The sequence below is a fragment of the Ruegeria sp. CI5 genome (genome assembly GCF_056536885.1).
Map to the genome: position 1 here is coordinate 117,350 of NZ_JBQFQN010000004.1, position 14,704 is coordinate 132,053.

The 14,704-nt window shown below is 62.6% G+C and carries 14 protein-coding genes; 8 read left to right on the plus strand and 6 right to left on the minus strand.

The annotated features are described in order from the left end of the window. Positions 1-62: 62 nt before the first annotated feature. Positions 63-1,055, minus strand: coding sequence for a zinc transporter ZntB (locus ACR0BA_RS13305; RefSeq protein WP_480728357.1), 993 nt, complete (start codon positions 1,053-1,055; stop codon positions 63-65). A 372-nt stretch (positions 1,056-1,427) separates the two neighbouring features. Here ACR0BA_RS13305 and sucC point away from each other — a divergent pair, with 372 nt between their 5' ends. From sucC to lpdA, 7 genes are all read left to right on the plus strand, one after another. Further along, positions 1,428-2,621, plus strand: a complete 1,194-nt coding sequence (sucC, locus tag ACR0BA_RS13310) for an ADP-forming succinate--CoA ligase subunit beta (protein ID WP_170448487.1) — start codon at positions 1,428-1,430, stop codon at positions 2,619-2,621. A gap of 84 nt (positions 2,622-2,705) precedes the next feature. Further along, positions 2,706-3,590 carry a succinate--CoA ligase subunit alpha gene (gene sucD, locus ACR0BA_RS13315; RefSeq protein WP_170452241.1) on the plus strand — a complete coding sequence of 295 codons (885 nt, stop codon included), beginning with the start codon at positions 2,706-2,708 and terminating at the stop codon, positions 3,588-3,590. Between the two features lie 44 nt (positions 3,591-3,634). Beyond that, positions 3,635-4,177, plus strand: a complete 543-nt coding sequence (locus tag ACR0BA_RS13320; RefSeq protein ID WP_170445565.1) for a DUF805 domain-containing protein — start codon at positions 3,635-3,637, stop codon at positions 4,175-4,177. Then, on the plus strand, positions 4,174-7,128 hold the full coding sequence (locus ACR0BA_RS13325; protein ID WP_170436059.1) for a 2-oxoglutarate dehydrogenase E1 component: 2,955 nt from the start codon (positions 4,174-4,176) through the stop codon (positions 7,126-7,128). Before ACR0BA_RS13320 ends, ACR0BA_RS13325 begins: the two co-directional genes overlap by 4 nt. Positions 7,129-7,134: 6 nt before the next feature. Next, entirely contained in the window at positions 7,135-8,637 is a 1,503-nt protein-coding gene (odhB, locus tag ACR0BA_RS13330; RefSeq protein ID WP_170420761.1) for a 2-oxoglutarate dehydrogenase complex dihydrolipoyllysine-residue succinyltransferase, read from the plus strand. 2 nt (positions 8,638-8,639) lie between these two features. Then, positions 8,640-8,909, plus strand: a complete 270-nt coding sequence (locus ACR0BA_RS13335) for a hypothetical protein (RefSeq protein WP_170342212.1) — start codon at positions 8,640-8,642, stop codon at positions 8,907-8,909. 72 nt (positions 8,910-8,981) lie between these two features. Continuing rightward, positions 8,982-10,370 carry a dihydrolipoyl dehydrogenase gene (gene lpdA, locus ACR0BA_RS13340; RefSeq protein ID WP_480728360.1) on the plus strand — a complete coding sequence of 463 codons (1,389 nt, stop codon included), beginning with the start codon at positions 8,982-8,984 and terminating at the stop codon, positions 10,368-10,370. An 18-nt stretch (positions 10,371-10,388) separates the two neighbouring features. On the opposite strand, the gene ACR0BA_RS13345 is transcribed toward lpdA, so the two are convergent. After that, positions 10,389-10,967: a TetR/AcrR family transcriptional regulator gene (locus tag ACR0BA_RS13345; RefSeq protein ID WP_480728362.1), complete on the minus strand. Its 579-nt coding sequence runs from the start codon at positions 10,965-10,967 to the stop codon at positions 10,389-10,391. Between the two features lie 102 nt (positions 10,968-11,069). Between ACR0BA_RS13345 and ACR0BA_RS13350 the strand changes: the two genes are divergently transcribed. After that, positions 11,070-11,663: an NAD(P)H-dependent oxidoreductase gene (locus ACR0BA_RS13350; RefSeq protein ID WP_480728363.1), complete on the plus strand. Its 594-nt coding sequence runs from the start codon at positions 11,070-11,072 to the stop codon at positions 11,661-11,663. Here ACR0BA_RS13350 and ACR0BA_RS13355 read toward each other — a convergent pair whose 3' ends face one another. From ACR0BA_RS13355 to ACR0BA_RS13370, 4 genes are read right to left on the minus strand one after another with little or no spacing between them, the layout of a single operon-like run. Continuing rightward, positions 11,664-12,269 (minus strand): pyridoxamine 5'-phosphate oxidase family protein, encoded by a 606-nt coding sequence (locus ACR0BA_RS13355; protein ID WP_170460987.1) that lies wholly within the window; start codon positions 12,267-12,269, stop codon positions 11,664-11,666. It abuts the gene before it with no gap. Next, positions 12,253-12,996 (minus strand): lysophospholipid acyltransferase family protein, encoded by a 744-nt coding sequence (locus tag ACR0BA_RS13360; RefSeq protein WP_480728365.1) that lies wholly within the window; start codon positions 12,994-12,996, stop codon positions 12,253-12,255. Before ACR0BA_RS13360 ends, ACR0BA_RS13355 begins: the two co-directional genes overlap by 17 nt. Further along, positions 12,996-13,895, minus strand: a complete 900-nt coding sequence (locus ACR0BA_RS13365; RefSeq protein ID WP_170369791.1) for a cell division protein FtsX — start codon at positions 13,893-13,895, stop codon at positions 12,996-12,998. Before ACR0BA_RS13365 ends, ACR0BA_RS13360 begins: the two co-directional genes overlap by 1 nt. Beyond that, the gene (locus tag ACR0BA_RS13370) at positions 13,892-14,569 is read right to left on the minus strand and encodes a cell division ATP-binding protein FtsE (protein ID WP_480728367.1); all 678 of its coding nucleotides are present in this window, start codon (positions 14,567-14,569) and stop codon (positions 13,892-13,894) included. The genes ACR0BA_RS13365 and ACR0BA_RS13370 overlap by 4 nt, the downstream gene beginning before the upstream one ends. Between the last annotated feature and the right edge of the window lie 135 nt (positions 14,570-14,704).

A 14,704-nucleotide genomic window follows, 5' to 3' on the forward strand; every position in this document is an offset into this window, starting at 1 on the left:
AGGCATGACACCCTGCCCCGCTGGCTCCAACCGGCGGGGCATTTCTTTTGAGCTCTCGAGTTCTATCGGAACATCCCAAGCCACCTGGCTACTCCCAGAAGCATCCCGCCAAGTGCGACCAGCAAGGCGCAAACGACCCAGAACGCATGCGGACTTTCGGCGCCGGGAATGCCACCGACATTGATCCCCAGAACACCCGCCACCAGGCCCAGCGGCAGAAAGACAGCGCTGACCACTGACAGCACGAGCATACGGTTGTTCATACGTTCGGCCCGTTCATCCATCAGCTGATCGTGTATGATCTGAACCCGTTCCCGTACAGCCGCCAGATCCTCGCCGATCCGGTAGATGCGCTCCGAGGCTTCGCGCAACCGCGACCGGTCGTGAGCCTGCAGCCACGGCACGTCTTCAATCTCGAGCGTCGTCAGCGCGTCTCGCTGGGGTACCAAATACCGGCGCAGAACGATGGCGGACCTGCGGATCGCCGCCAGCTCGGCCCGGGAAATCTCGGCATTCGCCTCAAGAAGCGCCTCCTCAATGTCATCCACACGTTCGTTCAGATCGGTGATCGCAGGTTCGGCCCTATCTGCCAGCCGCAAGGCCAAGCGCGCGACGAAGTCACCCGGCGATTTCGGTGCCTGCCCGCGGTCGATGGCCGCCAGCATGTCCGCAACCGCATCCAAGGGGCGGCGCCAGACACCGATGATCTTGTTCTCCGTCAACCACAGCCTGACCGAGATCATGTCCTCGGGCGGTTGCCCTTCTTGCAGGTTCACTCCGCGCAGGTTCAGGATTACGCCATCGCCATGGACGGTACAGCGGGGCCGGGTCTCGTCCGCCGTCAGAGCGTCGATCACGAACTCATCAAGCCCGCCGGCGCGTAGAAGCGGAGCCGTGCCTGGCGCTTCCAGCCTCAGGTGTTGCCAAGCGAACAGCCCCTCCGATCCAGCCGGTATCCAGCTGGCAAAGTCATCGGGGTCCAGTGACACGGCTTTGCCGGATCCGTCGAATATCCAGGTCATGACATCGGGGAAATCTGGGTTCGGCACTGTCATCTGCTCGGAGCTTGTTCATGTTTGACCTGCCCGACCCAACCGGACCCACACAGGCCCGGTCAGATTAGCCAGCCTGCGAGAATGCGCCAAGCCCCGAAAGCCTGACAGGTCCGGTCCCGCCACTTCGAACGCTACCAGAAATGTTGGCGCAAACGGGGTGCGAACACGGTCTTCGAATATGTTTTCAAAGCCTATTCTGACTCGCTCGAATCATTTTTTGGCACCGGTTTGTTTGTGATCACACCCCGAAAATGTGTGATCACAAATGCTGAAAATCTTCGGCAAATAGCGCGATCGCAGCAGAAAACCCTTTAATTTTTACCGCTAGACACCCCTATAACGATCTAATCGCAGTCAGACGGGACAGTTTCGATGAACATTCACGAATATCAGGCCAAGGCTCTTCTTCGCAGCTATGGCGCTCCGGTCTCCGACGGACGTGCAGTTCTGCGCGCCGAGGAAGCCAAAACAGCCGCCGGTGAACTGGATGGCCCCCTTTGGGTGGTCAAGGCACAGATCCACGCGGGCGGCCGCGGCAAAGGTCACTTCAAAGAGGCCGATGCCGGTGAAAAAGGCGGTGTCCGTCTGACCAAATCGGTGGAAGAAGCCGCCGAAGAAGCCAAGAAGATGCTGGGCCGCACGCTGGTCACCCACCAGACCGGCCCCGTAGGCAAGCAGGTCAACCGCGTTTACATCGAGGCCGGTTCGGGCATCGAGCGCGAGCTGTACCTGGCCCTGCTGGTGGACCGCCAGACCAGCCGCATCTCGTTCGTGTGCTCGACCGAAGGCGGTATGGACATCGAAGAAGTAGCCGCGGCGACACCCGAGAAAATCCTGTCCTTCTCGGTTGACCCGGCCACTGGGTACCAGCCGTATCACGGCCGGCGCATCGCCTTCTCGCTGGGTCTGGAAGGCGCGCAGATCAAGCAATGCGTGCGTCTGATGGGCATCCTGTACAAGGCCTTCGTCGAGAAGGACATGGAGATGCTGGAGATCAACCCGCTGATCGTGGCCGAAGGCGGCGACCTCAAGGTGCTGGACGCCAAGCTGAGCTTTGACGGCAACGCGGTCTACCGCCACCCCGACATCGCCGAACTGCGCGACACCACCGAGGAAGACCCCAAGGAGCTGGAAGCCAGCAAATACGACCTGAACTACATCGCGCTGGATGGCGAGATCGGCTGCATGGTCAACGGCGCGGGTCTGGCGATGGCGACGATGGACATCATCAAGCTGTACGGTGCCGAGCCAGCCAACTTCCTCGACGTCGGCGGCGGCGCCACCAAAGAGAAAGTGACCGAGGCGTTCAAAATCATCACCAGCGACCCGAATGTCAAAGGCATCCTGGTCAACATCTTCGGCGGCATCATGCGCTGTGACGTCATCGCCGAGGGCGTGGTCGCCGCAGTGAAAGAGGTCGGCCTGCAGGTTCCGCTGGTCGTGCGTCTGGAAGGCACGAATGTCGAGAAAGGCAAAGAGATCATCAACACCTCTGGCCTGGACGTGATCGCGGCGGACAACCTGAAAGACGGTGCCGAGAAGATCGTGAAGGCAGTCAAAGGCTGAACCCGATAACTCAGGGCGGGTCGCGGCCCGCCATTCCGACGAATACTGGCGGGTCAGATCCCGCCGAAAACAGGAGAACGCCAAATGGCAGTCCTCATCGACGAGAATACCAAAGTGATCTGTCAGGGCTTTACCGGCTCGCAGGGCACGTTCCACTCTGAACAGGCCATCGCCTATGGCACTAAGATGGTCGGCGGCGTGACGCCCGGCAAAGGCGGGATGACCCATCTCGACCTGCCCGTGTTCAACTCGGTCCACGAGGCCAAGCACGTGACCGAAGCCAACGCCACCGTGATCTATGTGCCGCCTCCGTTTGCCGCGGATTCGATCCTCGAAGCCATCGATGCTGAGATGGAAGTGATCGTCTGCATCACCGAGGGCATCCCGGTTCTGGACATGATGAAGGTGAAGCGCGCGCTGGAAGGCAGCAAATCGCGCCTGATCGGCCCGAACTGTCCCGGCGTCATTACGCCCGATGCCTGCAAAATCGGCATCATGCCCGGCCACATCCACAAGCGCGGTTCGGTCGGCGTCGTGTCGCGTTCCGGCACCCTGACCTATGAGGCGGTCAAGCAGACCACCGATGTGGGTCTGGGCCAGTCCACCTGCGTGGGCATCGGCGGCGACCCGATCAAAGGCACCGAGCATATCGACGTGCTGGAATGGTTCCTGGCCGATGACGAGACCGAGTCGATCATCATGATCGGCGAGATCGGCGGCTCGGCCGAGGAAGAAGCCGCGCAGTTCCTGGCGGATGAGGCCAAGAAAGGCCGCAAAAAGCCCGTTGCCGGTTTCATCGCCGGCCGCACGGCGCCTCCGGGCCGCCGCATGGGCCACGCGGGCGCGATCGTCGCCGGCGGCAAGGGCGGTGCCGAGGACAAGATCGAAGCCATGCGCAGCGCCGGCATCGTCGTGGCCGAAAGCCCGGCGCAGCTGGGCGAGGCTGTGCTGGAAGCAATCGGCAAGTAAACCGCCGGCCCCTTGCGTGGGCTGGCCTCAGCGGAGCGAAACACATGACCTTCAACGAAGCCGTCAAAACGTGTTTCTCCAAATACTTCACATTCTCGGGGCGGGCCTCTCGCCCCGAGTATTGGTATTTTTTCCTGTTCATACTGGTCTGGAGCGCAATCGCCACGGTCATCGACTGGCATTTCTTCGGACAGGTCACGACCGTGCAATCCGAAGGCTCGGTCGAGGTGACCGCCACATCCAGCCAGCCGGTGCAGAGCATCGTGTCGCTGATCGTGTTCTTTCCGCATCTGGCCGTGGCGTGGCGACGCATGCATGACACCGGGCGCAACGGTCTCTACGCGCTGCTGCCGATCCTTTTGATCCTTGGGGCTTTTGCCGTTCTGGTCTTCGGCATCGGCCTCGCCTCAAGCTTCCAGCATGGCGGAAGCCTCGACATCCTGTTCACGCGCGCCACGCTGCTGATCGTCATTCCGGCACTGCTTGTTCTTCTGGTGTCGCCCCTCCTGGTTCTGTGGTGGCTGTCCCGCCCCAGCCAACCAGGCACCAACAAATACGGTCCCAACCCATATGAGGTAACCCAATGACCGAACACTCGCCCAATTCTGCCTTCCATGCCTCGAGCTTCATGCAGGGGCACAATGCCGAGTACCTGGAGCAGCTTTATGCCCAGTACACAAAGGATCCCGGCGCGATCGATGCGGCCTGGGCCGAGTTTTTCCGGCAGATGGGAGACGCGGCACCGGACGTCCAGAAAGAGGCCGAAGGGCCGTCGTGGGCGCGCTCCGACTGGCCACCGATGCCGAATGATGACCTGACCGGCGCCCTGACCGGCGAGTGGATCGAGGTCGACGCCAAGGCAGCTGGCAACAAGATCAAGGAAAAGGCCGCCAAGGCAGGGGTTGATGTCAGCGACGAACAGATCAAGCGCGCGGTGCTGGATTCGATCCGCGCGCTGATGCTGATCCGGGCCTATCGGATCCGGGGTCACCTGGCCGCTGATCTGGACCCGCTTGGCATGCGCGCCGCGACCAACCATCCCGAGTTGGACCCCAAGACCTATGGCTTTACCGATGCCGATATGGACCGGCCGATCTTTATCGACAACGTGCTGGGTCTGCAGATGGCCAGCATGCGCCAGATCGTCGAGATCGTGAAGCGCACCTATTGCGGCACTTTCGCGCTGCAGTACATGCACATCTCGAACCCCGAGGAGGCCGCCTGGCTGAAAGAGCGGATCGAAGGTTATGGCAAGGAAATCTCGTTTACGCGGGAAGGCCGCAAGGCGATCCTGAACAAGATGGTCGAGGCCGAGGGCTTTGAGAAGTTCCTGCATGTGAAATACATGGGCACCAAGCGGTTCGGTCTGGACGGGGGCGAGGCGCTGATCCCGGCGATGGAACAGATCATCAAGCGTGGCGGCGCTCTGGGCCTGAGCGATATCGTGATCGGCATGCCGCACCGCGGACGTCTGAACATCCTGGCCAACGTGATGGGCAAACCCTACCGCGCCATCTTCAATGAGTTCCAGGGCGGCAGCTTCAAGCCCGAGGATGTGGATGGGTCGGGCGACGTGAAATATCACCTCGGTGCGTCCAGCGACCGTGAGTTCGACGGCAACACCGTGCACCTGTCGCTGACGGCGAACCCGTCCCACCTCGAAGCCGTGAACCCGGTTGTTCTTGGCAAGGTCCGGGCCAAGCAGGACCAGCTTGGCGACACCGATCGCAGCAAGGTCATGGGCATTCTCCTCCACGGCGACGCGGCCTTTGCCGGCCAGGGTGTCGTGGCCGAAGGTTTTGGCCTGTCTGGTCTGCGCGGTCACAAGACCGGCGGCACGATGCATATCGTGGTGAACAATCAGATCGGCTTTACCACCGCGCCGCATTTCTCGCGGTCGAGCCCGTACCCGACCGATATCGCGCTGATGGTCGAGGCGCCGATCTTCCACGTGAACGGCGACGACCCCGAGGCGGTGGTGCACGCGGCCAAGGTCGCGACCGAGTTCCGCCAGAAGTTCCACAAGGACGTGGTCATCGACATCTTTTGCTACCGCCGGTTCGGTCACAACGAGGGCGATGAGCCCATGTTCACCAACCCGATCATGTACAAGAAGATCAAGACCCACAAAACCACGCTGTCGCTGTACACCGAGCGGCTGGTCAAGGACGGTCTGATCCCTGAGGGTGAGATCGAGGACATGAAGGCCGCCTTCCAGGCGCATCTGAACGACGAGTTCGAGGCCGGTAAGGACTACAAACCCAACAAGGCCGACTGGCTGGATGGCCGGTGGTCGCATCTGGACAAGAACAAGGAAGAATATGTCCGCGGCGACACTGCAATCACGCCGGACACGCTGGCCGAGGTCGGCAAGGCGCTGGTGACGGTGCCCGAAGGATTTGCCCTGCACAAGACGGTGGGTCGCCTTCTCGAGCACAAGAAGCAGATGTTCGAAACCGGTGAGGGCTTTGACTGGGCCACCGGCGAGGCGCTGGCCTTCGGGTCTCTGCTGACCGAGGGCTATCCGGTACGCCTGTCGGGGCAGGACGCTACCCGCGGCACTTTCAGCCAACGCCACTCGGGCTTCATCAACCAGGAGACCGAGGAGCGCTACTATCCCCTGAACCACATCCGCGCCGGACAGTCGCAGTACGAAGTGATCGACTCGATGCTGTCGGAATACGCGGTGCTGGGCTTCGAATACGGCTATTCGCTGGCCGAGCCCAACGCGCTGGTACTGTGGGAGGCCCAGTTCGGCGATTTCGCCAACGGCGCGCAGATCATGTTCGACCAGTTCATCAGCTCGGGCGAAAGCAAATGGTTGCGCATGTCCGGTCTGGTCTGCCTGCTGCCGCACGGGTTCGAGGGGCAAGGCCCCGAGCACTCGTCGGCGCGACTGGAGCGATTCCTGCAGATGTGCGGCCAGGACAACTGGATCGTCGCCAACTGCACCACGCCTGCGAACTATTTCCACATCCTGCGCCGTCAGCTGCACCGCACCTTCCGCAAGCCGTTGATCCTGATGACGCCCAAATCACTGCTGCGCCACAAGCTGGCGATCAGCAATGCCGAGGACTTCACCACCGGGTCCAGCTTCCACCGGGTGCTGTGGGACGACGCTCAAAAGGGCAATTCGGACACCCAACTGGTGCCCGACGACAAGATCAAGCGCGTGGTGATGTGTTCGGGCAAGGTCTACTACGACCTGCTTGAAGAACGCGATGCGCGCGGGATCGACGACGTCTATCTGCTGCGGATCGAGCAATACTATCCGTTCCCGGCCCATTCGCTGATCAACGAGCTTGAGCGGTTCAAACAGGCCGAGATGGTCTGGTGCCAGGAAGAGCCCAAGAACCAGGGTGCCTGGGGATTCATCGAACCCAACATCGAATGGGTCCTGTCCCGCATCGGCGCCAAGCATACCCGGCCGATCTATGCCGGCCGCGCCACCTCGGCCTCGCCCGCAACGGGTCTGGCCAGCCAACACAAAGCCCAACAAGAAGCGCTGGTGAACGAAGCGCTGACCATTGAAGGATAATTAACGATGACGATTGAAGTTCGTGTTCCCACGCTGGGCGAGTCCGTCACCGAAGCCACGGTCGCAACCTGGTTCAAGAAACCCGGCGATGCCGTCGCCGTGGATGAGATGCTGTGCGAGCTTGAGACGGACAAGGTCACCGTCGAGGTTCCGTCGCCCGCAGCCGGTGTGATGGGCGAGATCGTAGCCGCCGAAGGTGAGACGGTCGGCGTTGATGCGCTGTTGGCAACGATCCAGGCCGGTGAGGGTGCGGCCCCCGCTCCAAAAGCTGAAGCCGCTCCGGCAGCGGCTCCTGCGGCCTCGGGTGGCAGCGTCGACGTGATGGTTCCGACACTGGGTGAGTCGGTCACCGAAGCGACAGTATCGACCTGGTTCAAGAAGGTCGGCGATACCGTCGCACAGGACGAAATGCTGTGCGAGTTGGAGACCGACAAGGTTTCGGTTGAGGTCCCAGCTCCGGCTGCGGGTGTACTCGCGGAGATCGTGGCCCCCGAGGGCGCGACGGTCGACGCGGCCGCCAAGCTTGCCGTGATCTCGGGCGCTGAAGCAGGTGCCGCACCGGCTGCGCAAGCCGCGGCAGCCCCTGCCCCCGCAGCAGCCGCAACCGGCAAGGACGTGGCCAATGCGCCGTCGGCCGAAAAGGCCATGGCCGAAGCCGGCCTGTCGGCCGATCAGGTCACCGGCACCGGCCGCGATGGTCGCATCATGAAGGAAGACGTGGCCCGCGCCGTCGCAACCGCCGCTGCCCCTGCCGCGGCGGCACCGGCACCGGCCGCAGCCCCGCGCGCGCCCGTCGCCGCCGAGGACGCTGCCCGCGAGGAACGCGTGCGCATGACGCGCCTGCGCCAGACCATCGCCAAGCGTCTGAAGGACGCGCAGAACACTGCCGCGATCCTGACCACCTACAACGAGGTGGACATGACCGAGGTGATGGCCCTCCGCAACCAGTACAAGGACCAGTTCGAGAAGAAGCACGGCGTCCGCCTGGGCTTTATGTCCTTCTTCACCAAGGCCTGCTGCCACGCGCTGAAAGAGGTGCCCGAGGTCAATGCCGAGATCGACGGCAATGACATCGTCTACAAGAACTACGTCCACATGGGCGTCGCCGCCGGCACTCCGCAGGGCCTGGTGGTTCCGGTGATCCGTGATGCGGACCGCATGTCGTTCGCCGAGATCGAGAAAGCCATCGCCGAGAAGGGCAAACGCGCCCGTGACGGCAAGCTGAGCATGGCCGAAATGCAGGGCGGCACCTTCACCATCTCGAATGGCGGCGTCTATGGCTCGCTGATGTCCTCGCCGATCCTGAACCCCCCGCAGTCGGGCATTCTGGGCATGCACAAGATTCAGGAACGTCCGATGGTCATCAATGGCGAGATCAAGATCCGTCCGATGATGTATCTGGCGCTGTCCTATGACCACCGCATCGTCGACGGCAAGGGCGCGGTCACCTTCCTGGTGCGCGTGAAAGAGGCGCTGGAAGACCCGCGCCGTCTGCTGATGGATCTGTGATCATGGCGACGCACGTACTCTGGCAGGCAGACGTGGCCGATTTCGACGCCTGGCTGAAGGTGTTCCGCGAGGACAAGCCGATGCGCAAGGCGGCCGGGATTGTCGATCTGCACGTCTGGAAAGACCCCGAACAGCGCGATCATGCGGTTGCCCTGTTCGAGATTACCGATCTGGACCGGGCCCAGAGCTTCATCGAATCGGAAGAGCTGGCCATGCACCATGAACGTGGCGGCGTCGCACATATTCAGGTGAAGGTTCTGACACCCGTCTGAACAGGCACCCAGGCGATCCACCCCGTGGGTCGCCTTTTCAAAAAGAACACTCCGCGGATTTGGGAGAACAAAATGGCTAACTATGACGTCATCGTAATCGGCGCCGGTCCCGGCGGCTATGTCTGCGCCATCCGCTGCGCGCAGCTGGGCCTGAAAACCGCCGTCGTCGAAGGGCGCGAGACGCTGGGCGGCACCTGTCTGAACGTGGGCTGCATTCCGTCCAAGGCGCTGCTGCATGCCAGCCATCAGCTGCACGAGGCCGAGCACAATTTTGCCAAGATGGGCCTCAAGGGCAAAAGCCCCTCGGTCGACTGGAAACAGATGCTGGCCTACAAGCAAGACGTGATCGACACCAACACCAAAGGCGTCGAGTTCCTGTTCAAGAAGAACAAGATCGACTGGCTCAAGGGCTGGGGCTCGATCCCGGCGGCGGGCAAGGTCAAGGTCGGTGATGAGGTGCATGAGGCCAAGAACATCATCATCGCCTCCGGCTCCGAGGCGGCGTCGCTGCCTGGCGTCGAGGTCGACGAAAAGGTCGTCGTGACCTCGACCGGCGCGCTGGAGCTGGGCAAGATCCCGAAAAAGCTGGTGGTGATCGGCGCAGGCGTGATCGGGCTGGAACTGGGCTCGGTCTATCAGCGCCTGGGCGCCGAGGTGACGGTGATCGAATATCTGGACGTCATCACCCCGGGCATGGACCCCGAGGTGCAGAAGACCTTCCAGCGCATCCTGAAAAAACAGGGCCTGAACTTCGTCATGGGCGCCGCCGTGCAAAAGACCGAGGCCACCAAGACCAAGGCCAAGGTGACCTACAAGCTGCGCAAGGATGACAGCGAGCACGTGATCGAGGCCGACACCGTTCTGGTCGCCACCGGGCGCAAGCCGTTCCATGACGGGCTGGGTCTGGAGGCGCTGGGGGTCGAGCTGACCCCGCGCGGCCAGGTCAAGGTCGGCAAGGACTGGCAGACCAACGTGCCGGGCATCTACGCCATCGGCGACGTGATCGAAGGCCCGATGCTGGCCCACAAGGCCGAGGACGAAGGCATGGCCGCCGCCGAAGTGGTCGCGGGCAAGCATGGGCATGTGAACTATGGCGTCATTCCGGGCGTGATCTACACCTGGCCCGAGGTTGCCAATGTCGGCGAGACCGAGGTCACGCTCAAAGAGCAGGGCCGCGCCTACAAGGTGGGCAAGTTCAGCTTCATGGGCAATGGCCGCGCCAAGGCGAATTTTGCCGCCGACGGGTTCGTCAAGATCCTGGCCGACAAGGAGACCGACCGCATCCTGGGCTGCCACATCATCGGCCCCGGCGCGGGCGACCTGATCCATGAGGTCTGCGTGGCGATGGAATTCGGCGCGTCCGCCGAGGATCTGGCCCTGACCTGCCACGCGCACCCGACCTATTCGGAAGCCGTGCGCGAAGCGGCGCTGGCCTGCGGCGACGGTCCGATCCACGCCTGATGAGTTCGGCTCCGGCGGTCAGGCCGCCGGAGTCAGCCACGCCCGCAGATAGGTTTCCAGCCGGTCGGTGAATGTCGTCGCCGAATGCAGGGCGCAGAATTTCAGTGACATGGCCTGGATGGCAAAGGCCTGCACGCCCTCGGCCAGCAGGTCAGTCGACACGTCCTGTCTAACCTCGGCCTGATCCAGCCACATCATCACGATCCGGAAGTATTTCTCGAAGCAATAGGCGATCGGCCCGATTTCAGAGATCGCGGCGGCACCGGAATAACGGATCAGCAGGTCGAACACATAGCGTTCGGACATCATGAAATCATGCACAGGGGCCAGGGCCACTATAATCTGCGGCACGGTATTCGGCGTTTCCGCCGCCTGCGCCTGATCCAGACAGGAGTCCAGTTTTTCGCCGATCAGGATCTCCATCAGCGCGTCCTTGTCGTGGAAATGGGCAAAGAAGGTGCCCTTGGCCACGCCGGCGGCCTGTACCACCTCTTCCACGCGCAACGCCTGGTATCCGTGTTTCTGCACCACGTCCGCCGCCGCCTGCAGCAGCTTGGCGCGGGTTTTCAGGGTTCGTTTCTGAATCGTCTTTTGCATGAGGCTTGTTCGCATGTTTTTTGACCGCGGTCAAATTTGATATTGACCGTGGTCATTTTTTGATTCTATAAACTGACCGTGGTCAATTTTTGGAGAATTCCGATGCACCCCAAGAAAATTCTCATCCTCGACGGTCACCCCGCCGAAAGCAGCCTGTCGCGCACCTTTGCCGACACCTATGCCGAAGCCGCCCGCGCCAAGGGCCATGACGTAAAGATCGTCCACCTCAGCGAGCTGGAGTTCGATTTCGATTTCGGACAGGGCAACTATCATGATTTCAAACCGCTGGAGCCGGTTCTGGAACAGGTTCTGCAGGATTTCGAATGGAGCGATCACCTGGTTCTGACGACGCCCATGTGGTGGGGCGGCCTGCCCGCCAAGCTCAAGGGGCTGATCGATCGGATGTTCATCCCCGGCCGTACGTTCGATACCCGCAATCCCAACAAACTGGGATTCCCGGCACCGATGCTCGACGGCCGCACTGCGCGGGTCATCATCACCTCGGACACGCCGGGCTGGTTCATGCGGCTGGTCTACCGCCGGGCGTTGGTTCACCAGATGCGCGGTCAGGTTCTGGGGTTCGTCGGGTTCAAGCCGACGCGGTTCACCTGGTTTTCCGGCGCCAGCTACCCCAAGCAGGACAGCGTCCAGAAATGGATCACGCGGGTCACCCGGCTGGGCGCAGCGGCAGCGTGATCACCACATCGTCTTTGCGGCGCGCGCACCCCATTCCCGATCATAGCGTGCGCCGCCTTCCTCGCCCTGCGACACCTCGGCCAGGATCTCGCCCACCGTCGGCAACTCGGCGCTGAGATCGCCGCCGGTCCAGGTTTCGGCCCGCATCAGCGCGCGGGCGCATTGCGTGTAGATTTCCCCGATTTCTATGACGATCACAGTGGCCGGTTGCTTGCCCTTTTTCTCGAACCGGGCGCACAGGTCGGCATCGGCCGTCAACCGCGCGGTACCGTTCACCCGCACCACGTTGTTCGAGCCCGGCACCATGAACATCAGCGCCACACGCGGATCGCGCACGATGTTGCGCAGGCTGTCCAGGCGGTTGTTGCCGCGCCAGTCGGGCAAGGCCAGGGTGCCGGGGTCCAGCTCCATCACCACCGGGCCGTCATCGCCCCGGGGGCTGCCATCCACCCCTTCGGGCCCCACCGTGGACAGCACGCACAACCGCGACGCCATGATCCATTTGCGGTAAAGCGGCGTCAGTTGCCGCGCAACCTTCCGTATCGAGGCGGCGCCGGGGGTGCCGTACAGCGCCTCAAGCGCGGTGATGTCATCGATGAACTGCATCCGGATCAAACCCCACTTCGCGCATCAGCGCGTTTGAGCGCGTCTCGATCACCTCTTCCAGCCGGGCCAGGAACGAGTCGCGATCGACGCCCGGCTCGATCGGGTCGAGGAACTCGACGATCGCATGGCCGGGTTTGCGCAGAATTCCCGACCGGGGCCAGAAGACACCGACATTGGTGGCAGCCGGCACGCAAGGGAAACCCAGCCCCTCGTAAAGAACGGCAGTGCCGACCTTGTAGGGTTTGTATACCCCCGGCGCCACGCGGGTGCCCTGCGGATAGATCACCAGTTGCCCGGGCTCGGTGAACTCCTTGGAAACGTCCTTGACCATCTTGGCCACCGCCGCACCGCGTTTGCCTCGATCGACCGCGATACAGCCCAGTCGACGTGCGTACATACCGATGATCGGAGTCCACAACAGTTCGCGCTTCATGATGAACTTGCCGTGGGGGATCGCGTCAAAGATCAGGATGATGTCGAAGAATGACTGGTGCTTGGCCGCGATCACCACCTCGCCCGTGGGCACGTTGCCGCGCACCTCGCCGCGAATTCCCACCATCCAGCGCGCCAGCCATATGGTCGTGCGCGCATAGGTCTTGCAGGCGCGCAGGGCCCCGCGCTTGGAGAACAGCGCGTAGGGCGCGAAGACCAGGCCCAGAACCGCCATCCATGCGTAGATCGTGACCATGAAGATCAGCGAGCGCACCCATTGGAACGCCATTGCCATCACGAAAGCTCCTTCAATTTGCGACGGGCCGCCGACCATGTCGCGGCAAAGGCCACGGCCGCGCCCAGAATGGGGATTACGGCGGGCAACAACCAGTCGGCGCCCTGGAACCCAAGGCCGGTCAGGAAACCGCCCGCATCCGAGGCCTCGGGCAGCAGCAGCACCCCGGTCAGGCCCAGAACCGTCCCCACCACGGCTCCGAAAAACGCGCGCCAGGTGAACCGACGCACGAAGGCACCGGCGATGAAGCGGTCGCGTGCACCGACCTGACGCAGCACCTCGATGATCTGGGCGTTGGCCGCGAGCGAGGCATTGGCCGCAAGCGTGATCATCGCCGCCGTGGCCCCACCGATCAGCAGGATCGAGATCCAGCCCAACCGCCGCAACGAGGTGGCGGCATCGACCAGCGGCTCGCGCCAGCGGGAATGGTCATCCAGAACCGCGCCTGGCACCTCGGCCGCCAGCCGCAGGCGCAGGCCCATCGTGTCCAGCCCCGGCTCACCCTCGATGATCTCGATCAGCTGTGGCACCGGCAGCGTGTCCAGCGGCAGGTCTGGTCCAAACCAGGGGGCCAGCAAAGCGGCCTGTTCTTCGGCGCTGAGCGCGCGCGCCGACGCCACGCCCGAGGTCTGTTTCAGAACCTCCAGTGCGGCCTCGGTCTGCGCTGCACGCTGTTCAGCGGGCGCATTGATCCGCAGAGTGGCCGCTCCGGCCAGCTCCGAGGCCCAGCGATCGGCCAAACGCCCCGAGGCCAGCGACAGCGCAAGCGCGAAAACTGTCAGAAAGGCCATCGCACCTGACACGAAAAGGGTCAGGTGCGCCGTAAATCCCGTTGGCGGCACGACGCGGTCGGCCCGGGCGTCCCGGCGCAGCAGGGCGCGAATGTCATCGGCAATCATAGATCCGCCCCTGCCAGTTGCAGCCGCCGCTGCGAGATCCGAAGAACCCGAGCCTGCACCTGACTCTTGGCCGCCCGGATCAAGCCCAGATCGTGGGTGGCGATTACCACGGTTTTTCCCATGTGGTTCAGTTCGATCAACAGACGCAGCAAACGCTGGGACATCTCCCAGTCGACGTTGCCGGTGGGTTCGTCGGCCAACACCACGTCCGGTGACAGGATGACCGCCCGCGCCAGTGCGGCCCGTTGCCGCTCGCCGCCCGAAAGCTCCGGCGGAAGTGCGTCCAGGCGGCCACCAAGACCGACCCAGGACAGGAGTTCGGTCAGATCTTCCTGCTCGGCCTCGACAGAGCGTCCCGACACCATCAGTGGCAGGGCGACATTCTCAGCCAGAGTCATGTGGTCCAGAAACCGGCAGTCCTGATGCACGACACCGATGCGACGGCGCAGCAGGGCCATCTGGTCCCGGTCCAGTCGGGCAATGTCCTGATCAAAGGCGCTGATCCGCCCCGAACTGGCCAGCAATGCGCCATAGCAGAGTTTCAACAGGGTCGTTTTGCCCGCTCCGGACGGGCCGGTCAGAAAATGGAACGACCCCGGCTGCAACTGGACCGAGACATTGCTCAGCAGTTCGCCGCCGCCATAGCTGTAGCTGACATTTTCAAGCTCGATCACGCCTGCCCTCAATATTGCTTGCGCCCTTCTTGCCCGAGCACGACCACGGTTTCAATGCCTGCACCGAGTCCATTTGGCGACACTTGATCCACCGGGCCGAAAACGCGCTTTGCTGTTTCGCCTTAACGGATTATC

Coding starts and splice junctions, on each gene's coding strand:
- ACR0BA_RS13305 (WP_480728357.1), bottom strand. CDS start 1,055: ATGACAGTGCCGAACCCAGATTTCCCCGATGTCATGACCTGGATATTC.
- sucC (WP_170448487.1), top strand. CDS start 1,428: ATGAACATTCACGAATATCAGGCCAAGGCTCTTCTTCGCAGCTATGGC.
- sucD (WP_170452241.1), top strand. CDS start 2,706: ATGGCAGTCCTCATCGACGAGAATACCAAAGTGATCTGTCAGGGCTTT.
- ACR0BA_RS13320 (WP_170445565.1), top strand. CDS start 3,635: ATGACCTTCAACGAAGCCGTCAAAACGTGTTTCTCCAAATACTTCACA.
- ACR0BA_RS13325 (WP_170436059.1), top strand. CDS start 4,174: ATGACCGAACACTCGCCCAATTCTGCCTTCCATGCCTCGAGCTTCATG.
- odhB (WP_170420761.1), top strand. CDS start 7,135: ATGACGATTGAAGTTCGTGTTCCCACGCTGGGCGAGTCCGTCACCGAA.
- ACR0BA_RS13335 (WP_170342212.1), top strand. CDS start 8,640: ATGGCGACGCACGTACTCTGGCAGGCAGACGTGGCCGATTTCGACGCC.
- lpdA (WP_480728360.1), top strand. CDS start 8,982: ATGGCTAACTATGACGTCATCGTAATCGGCGCCGGTCCCGGCGGCTAT.
- ACR0BA_RS13345 (WP_480728362.1), bottom strand. CDS start 10,967: ATGCAAAAGACGATTCAGAAACGAACCCTGAAAACCCGCGCCAAGCTG.
- ACR0BA_RS13350 (WP_480728363.1), top strand. CDS start 11,070: ATGCACCCCAAGAAAATTCTCATCCTCGACGGTCACCCCGCCGAAAGC.
- ACR0BA_RS13355 (WP_170460987.1), bottom strand. CDS start 12,269: ATGCAGTTCATCGATGACATCACCGCGCTTGAGGCGCTGTACGGCACC.
- ACR0BA_RS13360 (WP_480728365.1), bottom strand. CDS start 12,996: ATGGCAATGGCGTTCCAATGGGTGCGCTCGCTGATCTTCATGGTCACG.
- ACR0BA_RS13365 (WP_170369791.1), bottom strand. CDS start 13,895: ATGATTGCCGATGACATTCGCGCCCTGCTGCGCCGGGACGCCCGGGCC.